Annotated in this window: 7 protein-coding genes; 1 reads left to right on the forward strand and 6 read right to left on the reverse strand. The window is 72.9% G+C overall.

What is annotated here, in order from left to right; all coding sequences use genetic code 11:
• Positions 1 to 16 precede the first annotated feature (16 nt).
• The 6 genes from DZF91_RS15065 to DZF91_RS15095 form a co-directional block, all read right to left on the reverse strand.
• On the reverse strand, positions 17 to 1,528 hold the full coding sequence (locus DZF91_RS15065) for a metallophosphoesterase family protein (RefSeq protein ID WP_235834302.1): 1,512 nt from the start codon (positions 1,526 to 1,528) through the stop codon (positions 17 to 19).
• 144 nt (positions 1,529 to 1,672) lie between these two features.
• Complete coding sequence (locus tag DZF91_RS15070; RefSeq protein WP_117358098.1) at positions 1,673 to 3,331, reverse strand: solute symporter family protein; 1,659 nt, start codon at positions 3,329 to 3,331, stop codon at positions 1,673 to 1,675.
• A complete protein-coding gene (locus DZF91_RS15075) occupies positions 3,328 to 3,720 on the reverse strand; it encodes a DUF485 domain-containing protein (protein WP_117358099.1) in 393 nt (130 codons plus the stop codon). Before DZF91_RS15075 ends, DZF91_RS15070 begins: the two co-directional genes overlap by 4 nt.
• 381 nt (positions 3,721 to 4,101) lie before the next feature.
• A complete protein-coding gene (locus DZF91_RS15080; RefSeq protein ID WP_235834303.1) occupies positions 4,102 to 4,509 on the reverse strand; it encodes a YccF domain-containing protein in 408 nt (135 codons plus the stop codon).
• Between the two features lie 436 nt (positions 4,510 to 4,945).
• The gene (locus DZF91_RS15090; protein ID WP_117358102.1) at positions 4,946 to 5,830 is read right to left on the reverse strand and encodes a diacylglycerol/lipid kinase family protein; all 885 of its coding nucleotides are present in this window, start codon (positions 5,828 to 5,830) and stop codon (positions 4,946 to 4,948) included.
• 6 nt (positions 5,831 to 5,836) lie between these two features.
• Positions 5,837 to 7,441, reverse strand: a complete 1,605-nt coding sequence (locus DZF91_RS15095; protein WP_117358103.1) for an FAD-binding oxidoreductase — start codon at positions 7,439 to 7,441, stop codon at positions 5,837 to 5,839.
• 64 nt (positions 7,442 to 7,505) lie between these two features.
• On the opposite strand from DZF91_RS15095, the gene DZF91_RS15100 reads away from it, so the two are divergent.
• Positions 7,506 to 8,138 carry a TetR/AcrR family transcriptional regulator gene (locus DZF91_RS15100; protein ID WP_117358104.1) on the forward strand — a complete coding sequence of 211 codons (633 nt, stop codon included), beginning with the start codon at positions 7,506 to 7,508 and terminating at the stop codon, positions 8,136 to 8,138.
• Positions 8,139 to 8,271: the final 133 nt, after the last annotated feature.

Raw genomic sequence — 8,271 nt, forward strand, 5'->3', positions numbered from 1 at the left:
ACGCCCGGGAGGGCGCTCAGGCCAGGGGGATGACGAACTCGTCCTCGACCGGCGGGGCGTTCTCGTGGTCGCCGCACCCGGTGACCGCGTAGCAGCGGACGCGCAGCTCGGTCTCGGTGACGTCCAGGCGCAGGAAGCTCTTGAAGAACGGCGGGCTGTCCCAGTCGGCCATCTCCGACCGGAACCGCTGCGGGATGCGCTTCACCGGCAGTCGCCGGATCCTCCAGCGCGGGCGCTTCCCGCGCGGGACGCCGAGGGCGGCGGCGACGAACCGGGCCCGCAGCGACACCTCCCCGTCCTCGTAGCGGCGGGCGGCCTTGATGCCGAGCCGCTGCTCGACCGCCGCCGTCGCCTCCTTCGGCGTCAGGTCGAACAGCCAGGGCATCCGGAACCAGCGCCCGTAGAGCTGGCTGTAGCGCGAGAGGGAGTCGCCGCGCAGCGGGTAGCAGCGGAACTCCGACTCGTCCACGACGGTCGTCCTCGGGATGATGTGGGTCGCGTGCATGAACGCGCCGCCGCCGCCCGAGACGACGTACTGGAGCGTCCGGCGGCCGACCTTCACCGGGTACCGCTCGTAGTTGTGGATGTCGCCGCCGATCGCCGCGACGTAGTTGTTCGCCGGGTCGCGGACGATCTCGTCCACGGTGCCGCCGCCCGCGATCGGGTCGGGATGGACCATGTCCTCCACGACCAGGGGCTTCCCGGTGACCAGCAGTTTGGGCTTCGGACCGGCCGAGACGCCGCGCAGCCAGCGGCCCTGCTCCTCGTCCATGCCGCCGCGGATGCCGGTGTCGATGCCGATGATCCGCAGCGTCGGGGTGTCGATCGCCCAGTACGGCGCGGGCTGGACGGCCCGCTGCCGCGGCGCGCCCCGGTACCGCGCCCGCACCTCGGCGAGCCGTGCCGCGTCCACCTCGCCCGACCTGCGCCACAGCCGCCGCGCCAGCCAGGCGGACCGTCCCGGCCAGGACGGCGTGCAGTCCATGTCGAAGTGGCAGAACACGTTCAGGAAGCCGCGCAGGCCGTCGTACCAGTCGTGGTTGCCGGGGACGGCGTAGATCGGCCCCGGGTACCCCGCGTAGGGACGGAAGAACTTGTCCTCGTAGTCCCCGGTGTCACCCGTCGGATAGATCACGTCGGAGGCGATGACCAGGAAGTCGGTGTCGGCCCCGACCGACAGCAGCGGCGGGACGACGGCGTACTGCGACCGGTCCCCCTCGCCGGTGTCGCCCATGACGATGAACGAGAACTCGCGTTCGGGACGGTGCATGGTGAGCGATCCGGGCGCGCCGCGCTCGGCCAGCGCCGCCACCGCCCGCTGCCGCAGCTCGTTGGACGGGTCGCCCCACAGCCGCGCCACCACGTCGTTCCGGGACCGCCACAGCACCGTCGGGCGGCGCCAGGAGAACGTCCGCACGCGCTCGGGCATGAGCCGCCCGAACGTCCCCGGCCTGCCGCACGTCCACCCGGCCCCGGCCTCCGACGTCCGCGAGTTCTCGACCTCGTGCGGCGGGTCCTGGGCATGCATGAAGAGACCTCCGGGGGGCTGGGGGTGTCCCAACTTTCCCCGGAGGTCTCCACCACCGTCAAGCTCGCGGCTTTGGTCCGGTTCGCACCACCCTGGCGGGGCCCGTCAGAGCCGTCGCGGGCGGTGCGGCGGACGCGGCCGTCGTCAGTGGGCCCCCTCGCCGGTGAGGGCGCGCACCTCCAGTTCGGCGTACTTCTCCGTCGTGCGCTCCTTGGACAGCACCGTCCCGATGTAGGCGCACAGGAACCCGATCGGGATGGAGAACAGGCCGGGGTTCTGCAGGTGGAACGGCGCGACGGTGTCCGTGCTGAACAGCGCGTCCGGGTTCCCCTTGGGGATGGTCTCGGACTTGCCGCCCCAGCAGATCGGGCTCAGCAGGACGAGCCCGACCGCCGACACCAGGCCGCCGTAGATGCCCGCGACCGCCCCGGCCGTGTTGAACCGCTTCCAGAACAGCGAGAACAGCAGCGTCGGGAGGTTGGCGGACGCGGCGATCGCGAACGCCAGCGCGACCAGGAACGCCACGTTCAGCCCGCGCGCGAAGATCGACAGGATGATCGCGACGGCGCCGATGACCAGCGCCGACACGCGGGCCACCTTCACCTCGTCCCGCTCACCGGTCGTCCCGCGCCGGAAGACGTTGGCGTACAGGTCGTGCGCGAACGACGAGGACGACGCGAGCGTCAGCCCCGCGACGACGGCGAGGATCGTGGCGAACGCGACCGCCGCGATGATCGCCAGGAAGACCGCGCCGCCGGTCGTCCCGGCGCCGCCGCCGAGCTTCTCGGCGAGCTGCGGGGCCGCGGTGTTGCCGCCCTTGTCCTGGGCCATGATCGCCTTGCTGCCGACCAGGGCCGCCGCGCCGAACCCGATGACCAGCGTCATCAGGTAGAACACCCCGATGATGCCGATCGCCCAGTTGACCGACGTCCGGGCGGCGCGCGCGTTCGGGACGGTGTAGAAGCGGATCAGGACGTGCGGAAGGCCCGCCGTGCCGAGCACCAGGGCGAGGCCCAGCGAGAGCAGGTCGAGCTTGGACCACATGTCGGTCGCGCCGTACTTCAGCCCCGGCTGCAGGAACCTGTCGCCCTTGCCGGAGCTGTCGGCCGCCGCGCCGAGCAGGTGCGACAGGTTGAAGTCGAACTTCGACAGCACCCACACCGTCATGACGACCGCGCCGGCCATCAGCAGGACGGCCTTGACGATCTGCACCCAGGTGGTGCCCTTCATTCCGCCGACCACGACATAGAAGATCATCAGGGCGCCGACCACCACGATCGTGCCGATCTTGGCGGCCTCGCCGTGCGTGCCGAGCAGCAGGTTGACCAGCGCGCCCGCGCCGACCATCTGGGCCAGCAGGTAGAAGATCGACACCACGATGGTGGAGATCCCGGCGGCGGCCCGGACCGGGCGCTGGCGCATCCGGAAGGCGAGCACGTCCGCCATCGTGAACCGGCCCGAGTTGCGCAGCATCTCGGCGACCAGCAGCAGCGCGACCAGCCACGCGACCAGGAACCCGATCGAGTACAGGAACCCGTCGTAGCCGGACAGCGCGAAGATCCCGGCGATGCCGAGGAAGGACGCGGCGGACATGTAGTCGCCGCCGATGGCCAGCCCGTTCTGCAGCCCGGTGAACTGCCGTCCGCCCGCGTAGAAGTCGGCGGCGGTGCGGGTCTGCCGGCTGGCCCGGATCGTGATGTACAGGGTGATGGCGACGAAGACGGCGAACAGGACGAGCGTGATCGTCCGGTGCTCGCTCTTGGAGACCCCCGCCGCCGCGGCGAGGACGTGCTGGGCGTTCACTCGGCGTCCTCCTCGTCGGCGGCGCGGGCGCCGCCGGTGGCCGGGGCGCCGGTCACGACACCGGCGGCGAGGGGTTCGAGGGTCCTGCGGGAGTAGCGCTCGTAGGCGACGGCGATGAGGAAGGTGGACACGAACTGCAGCAGGCCGAAGACGAGCGCGACGTTGATCTCGCCCACCACCTTCTCGGCCATGAAGTCGCGGGCGTAGGCGGACAGGACGACGTAGAGCAGGTACCAGGTGAGGAAGGCCACGGTCAGCGGGAAGACGAAGCGCCGGAACGCGGCTCTGAGCCGGGCGAACTCGGGGCTCGCCCCGATCGCGAGGTACGCCGCCTCGTCCGGCTCTGGACGTGCGTGGGGTTCCTGTGGTGCGGTGGACTCTGCGCTCATCGATCACCTCCGGGAGTAGATCCCTTACCGAATGTCACCGTGATCGCGGCCACGATGCCGGACGGAGGCGGTCCCCGGGGGCGGATCGGCCGAGAAGGCCGGCGGCCGAATCAACCGGATATCCCCCTGATGCGCTACCGATGCCCGGCTGTGATCCGGATCACAGGCATATCGGCGTGACACCAGGAAACGCTACGCCTCCGCACGGCTCAAAGTTGATGAATACGCGAAGGCGGCGGTTCGGGACCGAGCGGCCCATCGGTGCGGAGGACGACGCGCCGCCGAGCAGAGAACGGCACCAGGCCGAGCGACGGCGGCAGGAGCCCGGGCCACGGCCGCAGGATGCTGCGGGACGGCGTGGCGGAGGGCTGGGCGAGAGGGCTAGGCGACGCCGAAGGTGCGCGGGTCGTCCGTCGGGACGATCTCCCGGCCGAGCGGCGTCAGCGAGATCGGGACGAGCTTGAAGTTCGCGATGCCGAACGGGATGCCGATGATCGTGATGCAGAGCGCAACACCGGTGACGATGTGCCCGATGGCGAGCCAGATCCCGGCGAAGACCAGCCAGATCGCGTTGCCGAGGCACGAGCCCGCACCGGCGTCGGGGCGCTTGACGACGGTCTGGCCGAACGGCCAGAGCGCGAACAGCGCGATGCGGAACGAGGCGATCCCGAACGGGATGGTGATGATCAGGATGCAGCAGATGATCCCGGCGACGGCGTAGCCCAGCGCCAGCCAGAAACCGGCCAGGACCAGCCAGATGATGTTCAGCAGGAAGCGCACGACATCCACCCTAAGCCGTGGGCGCGTCCGACCACCGGGACCCGGAGCACCCGGCGGACGCGGCGCTCACCCGTGTTCACGGGTCAGGTCACGCTCCTGATGGGGATCGGCCGGGTAACCCCCGAACACGCGGCGGGCGCCGGTGCCACCCCCATGGACACCGGCGCCACCACGGCGAGGGCGTCTGCGGTCATCATGAGTCCCCCCAGAACGGCGACGGATCGCCTTCTCATGATGCCTCCACAGACGGCCCTGGTCCCGGTAGAACCGGAACACACCTAGAACACTAGGCGGACGTCCGTAATGCCCGCGTAAACCCGCCCAAATGGTCCGGGCAAGTCTCATCACCGCAGGTCAGCGCACTGATACCCCGCCCGATGCCCGACCACCCCGCCGGGCGTCCTCCCTAGACCGCGCCCGGCCGGACCTCGGTCGGCCCAACGGCTCAGGGGGCGAGGACGCGCAGGGCGCCCGGCAGCACCCTGGCGGTCACCGGGAGCTCGCCCGGGAGCTCCCCGTCGGCGCCGTACGGCAGGACGCGGCCCGGTTCCTCCAGCTCGATGCGGACCTCCCGGCCGCGCAGCACCTCGACCTGCGGACGGTTCAGGTGCCTTCCCTCCTCCAGCTCGCGCATCACGGTGAAGAAGATCCACCGGGGGGCGTGCCGGATCAGGACGATGTCGAGCAGGCCGTCGTCGACGGAGGCGTCCGGCGCGACGTGCCGGCCGAAGCCGTAGTAGCCGGAGTTGGCCGCGATGACCGTGTAGCCGCGGAAGCGGTGCTCCGCGCCGTCCACGGTGATCCGGTAGTGGGCGGGCCGCCAGGCGGCGACGGCGCGCAGCGCGCCCACGTAGTAGGACGCCGAGCCGCGCAGCCAGCGGGACCGGTTCGCGTTGAGGTTCGCGACGGCGTCCACCCCGGCGTAGACGCTGCCGAGCACCGGGACGCCGTTGGCCTCGATCGCGTCCACCGGCCGCGGCTCGCCGCGCAGCAGCAGCTCGACCAGGGCCTCCGGCTCGGCCGGGATGGCGAGCTGCCGGGCGAAGTCGTTGCCGCGGCCGGCCGGGACGATCCCGAACACCGCGTCCGTGCCGACCAGCGCGCCGCCGACGCAGCCGACCATGCCGTCCCCGCCGACGCCGAGGACGACGTGGCCCGCGTCGGCCGCGCCGCGGGCGAGGGCGGTGGCGTGCTCCAGGCCGCGGCTGTACTCGACGACGAGCTCGGCGCCGGCCTCGCGCAGCGCGCGGGCGAGCGGGATCAGCGTCGCCGCGGACGCCGAGCTGCCCGCCGTCGGGTTGACGACGGCGGTGAACACACGGGGGGTCATGGGGGGCTACTCCTCGGCGGCCGGGGGGATCAGGATGCCGGGGTTCAGGATGCCGGACGGGTCGAGGGCGTCCTTCACCGCGCGCAGCGCCGCCATGCCGAGCGGGCCGGTCTCGCGGGCGTACCAGTCGCGGTGGTCGGTGCCGACGCCGTGGTGGTGGCTGATCGTCCCGCCCGCCGCGAGGATCGCGTCGTTGGCGGCGTGCTTGGCCTTCTCCCAGTGCGGGACGGCGTCCGGTCCCTGCGCGGAGACGACCGTGAAGTACAGCGACGCGCCGGACGGGTAGACGTGCGAGATGTGGCACATGACCAGCGGCGGCGTCCCCGAACCGGCGAGCGTGTCGGTGAGCGCCCGCTTCACGCCCGCGTAGAGGGCGGGGATGTCGGCCCAGAACGCGGCCGTCTCCAGCGTCTCGGCGAACGCGCCCACGTCGAGCAGCGCGTCGCGCAGGTAGGGCGCGTTGAAGCGGCCGTGCTCCCACTTCTCACCGGGCTCCGCGCCGAGCGGCTCGCCGCCCAGCCCGGTGAGGACGTCGTGGATCCGGGCGCGGCGGGCCTCGATCTCGTCCGGCGTGCCCTCCAGGCCGAGGACGACCAGGCAGCCGGACGCGGACAGCTCCGCGCCGACGCCGGACGGGTCGGCCAGGCCGATCATCGTCTCGGTCTCGTCCGACAGGCGCAGGACCGTCGGGAGCGGGCCGTCCTGGGCGAGCGCGCGCAGGGCCGTGGAGCCGGCCGCGAAGTCGGGGAAGCGCCAGCCCTCGTACGCGCGGGCGTCCGGGACGGGCCGGATCCGCACCCGGACGGAGGTGATGACGCCGAACGCGCCCTCCGAGCCGAGGACGAGCTGCCGCAGGTCGGGCCCGGCGGCGGACTTCGGCGCGCGGCCGAGGTCGAGCGTCCCGGCGGGGGTCGCGACGGTCAGGCCGACGACCATCCCGTCGAACCGCCCGTACCCGGCGGACGCCTGGCCGCTGGAGCGCGCGGCGGCGAACCCGCCGATCGTCGCCCACTCGAACGACTGCGGGAAGTGGCCGAGGGTGTAGCCGCGCTCGCGCAGCAGCTCCTCGGCGCGGGGGGCGCGCAGGCCCGGCTGGAACACGGCCGTGCGCGACACCTCGTCCAGCTCCACCAGGCCGTCGAGGCGGCGCAGGTCGAGGGCGGCGAAAGCGGTGAGGCCGGACGCGGCGAGGCCGGTCGGGGCCAGGCCGCCGACCACCGACGTCCCGCCGCCGAACGGCACGACCGCGACCCGGTGGGCGGCGCACGCCGCGAGGACGGCGAGGACCTCGTCGTGCGAGCCGGGCAGGACCACGGCGTCGGGCGCGTCCTCCGCCCGGCCCGCGCGGATGCGCAGCAGGTCGGGGGTGGACTTGCCGCGCGTGTGGCGGACGCGGGCCTCGTCGTCGGTGCGCACGTGCTCCGCGCCGACGGCGTCGGCGAGCGCCGCCAGGGCCGCCTCCGGCAGCCGCGACGGGGGCACGACGACCTCGTCCAGGGTGAGCGGCGGGGCCTCCACCGGCCTGACGCCCAGCAGGTCGCGCAGCAGTCCCACGACCGACTCCGGCAGGGGGGTGGCCCGGGCCGGATCGCCCCAGCCGCTCCACAGCATGTCCCCGGTTCCCACCGCTCCTCCAAGTGGCTCAACAAGTGCGTACTGCCTTACACTGTGACACATGACGTCGAACCGTCACAACAGGATGGACGAGCAGACCGTGCTCGACGCGGCCCGCGACTGCGTCCTCGCGGTCGGCGTGCGCCGCACCACGCTCACCGACATCGCCCGCCGCGCCGGGGTCTCCCGGATGACGCTCTACCGTCGCTGGCCGGACGTGCGGACCATCGTCGCCGACCTCATGACCCGCGAGTGGACCGCCGTCGGCACCGCCGTCCGGCCGTCCACCACCGGCGCTGGCACGGGCGGCGCGGGCACGGGCGGCGGGGGCGCGACGGCGCGGGAGGCGCTGATGGACGGGCTGGTCACCGGCGTCGCGGCGCTGCGGGACCACCCGCTGATGCGCAAGATCCTCGACGTCGACCCCGAGCTGCTGCTGCCCTACCTGCTGGACCGCCTCGGCGCGAGCCAGTCGGCCTTCCTGGAGATCTTCGAGGAGGCGCTGGCCGCCGGGCACGCCGACGGGTCGATCCGCGCGGGCGACACCGCCCGGCAGGCGCGGGCGCTGCTGCTGGTCGTGCAGTCCTTCGCGCTGTCGGGCCGGACGGTCGCCGACCCGGCCGACCCGGCGCTCACCCCCGAGGCGTTCGACACCGAGCTTCGCACCATCCTGGAGAGGACCCTCGCGCCATGACCCCTGTCCGGTCGTCCCTCAACGCCGCGCGCCGCGCCCGCGAGCTGGCCGCGCTGCCCGACGAGGTCGTGGACGTGCTGGTCGTCGGCCTCGGCGCGACCGGCGCGGGCGCCGCGCTGGACGCCGCCGCGCG

The organism is Actinomadura logoneensis (assembly GCF_003428695.1).
In the GTDB taxonomy this organism is placed as follows: domain Bacteria; phylum Actinomycetota; class Actinomycetes; order Streptosporangiales; family Streptosporangiaceae; genus Spirillospora; species Spirillospora logoneensis.

What these genes read in the sequence shown, in the direction of transcription:
- DZF91_RS15065 (WP_235834302.1), bottom strand. Translation starts at nt 1,528, where the DNA reads ATGCATGCCCAGGACCCGCCGCACGAGGTCGAGAACTCGCGGACGTCG.
- DZF91_RS15100 (WP_117358104.1), top strand. Translation starts at nt 7,506, where the DNA reads ATGACGTCGAACCGTCACAACAGGATGGACGAGCAGACCGTGCTCGAC.
- DZF91_RS15095 (WP_117358103.1), bottom strand. Translation starts at nt 7,441, where the DNA reads ATGCTGTGGAGCGGCTGGGGCGATCCGGCCCGGGCCACCCCCCTGCCG.
- DZF91_RS15075 (WP_117358099.1), bottom strand. Translation starts at nt 3,720, where the DNA reads ATGAGCGCAGAGTCCACCGCACCACAGGAACCCCACGCACGTCCAGAG.
- DZF91_RS15090 (WP_117358102.1), bottom strand. Translation starts at nt 5,830, where the DNA reads ATGACCCCCCGTGTGTTCACCGCCGTCGTCAACCCGACGGCGGGCAGC.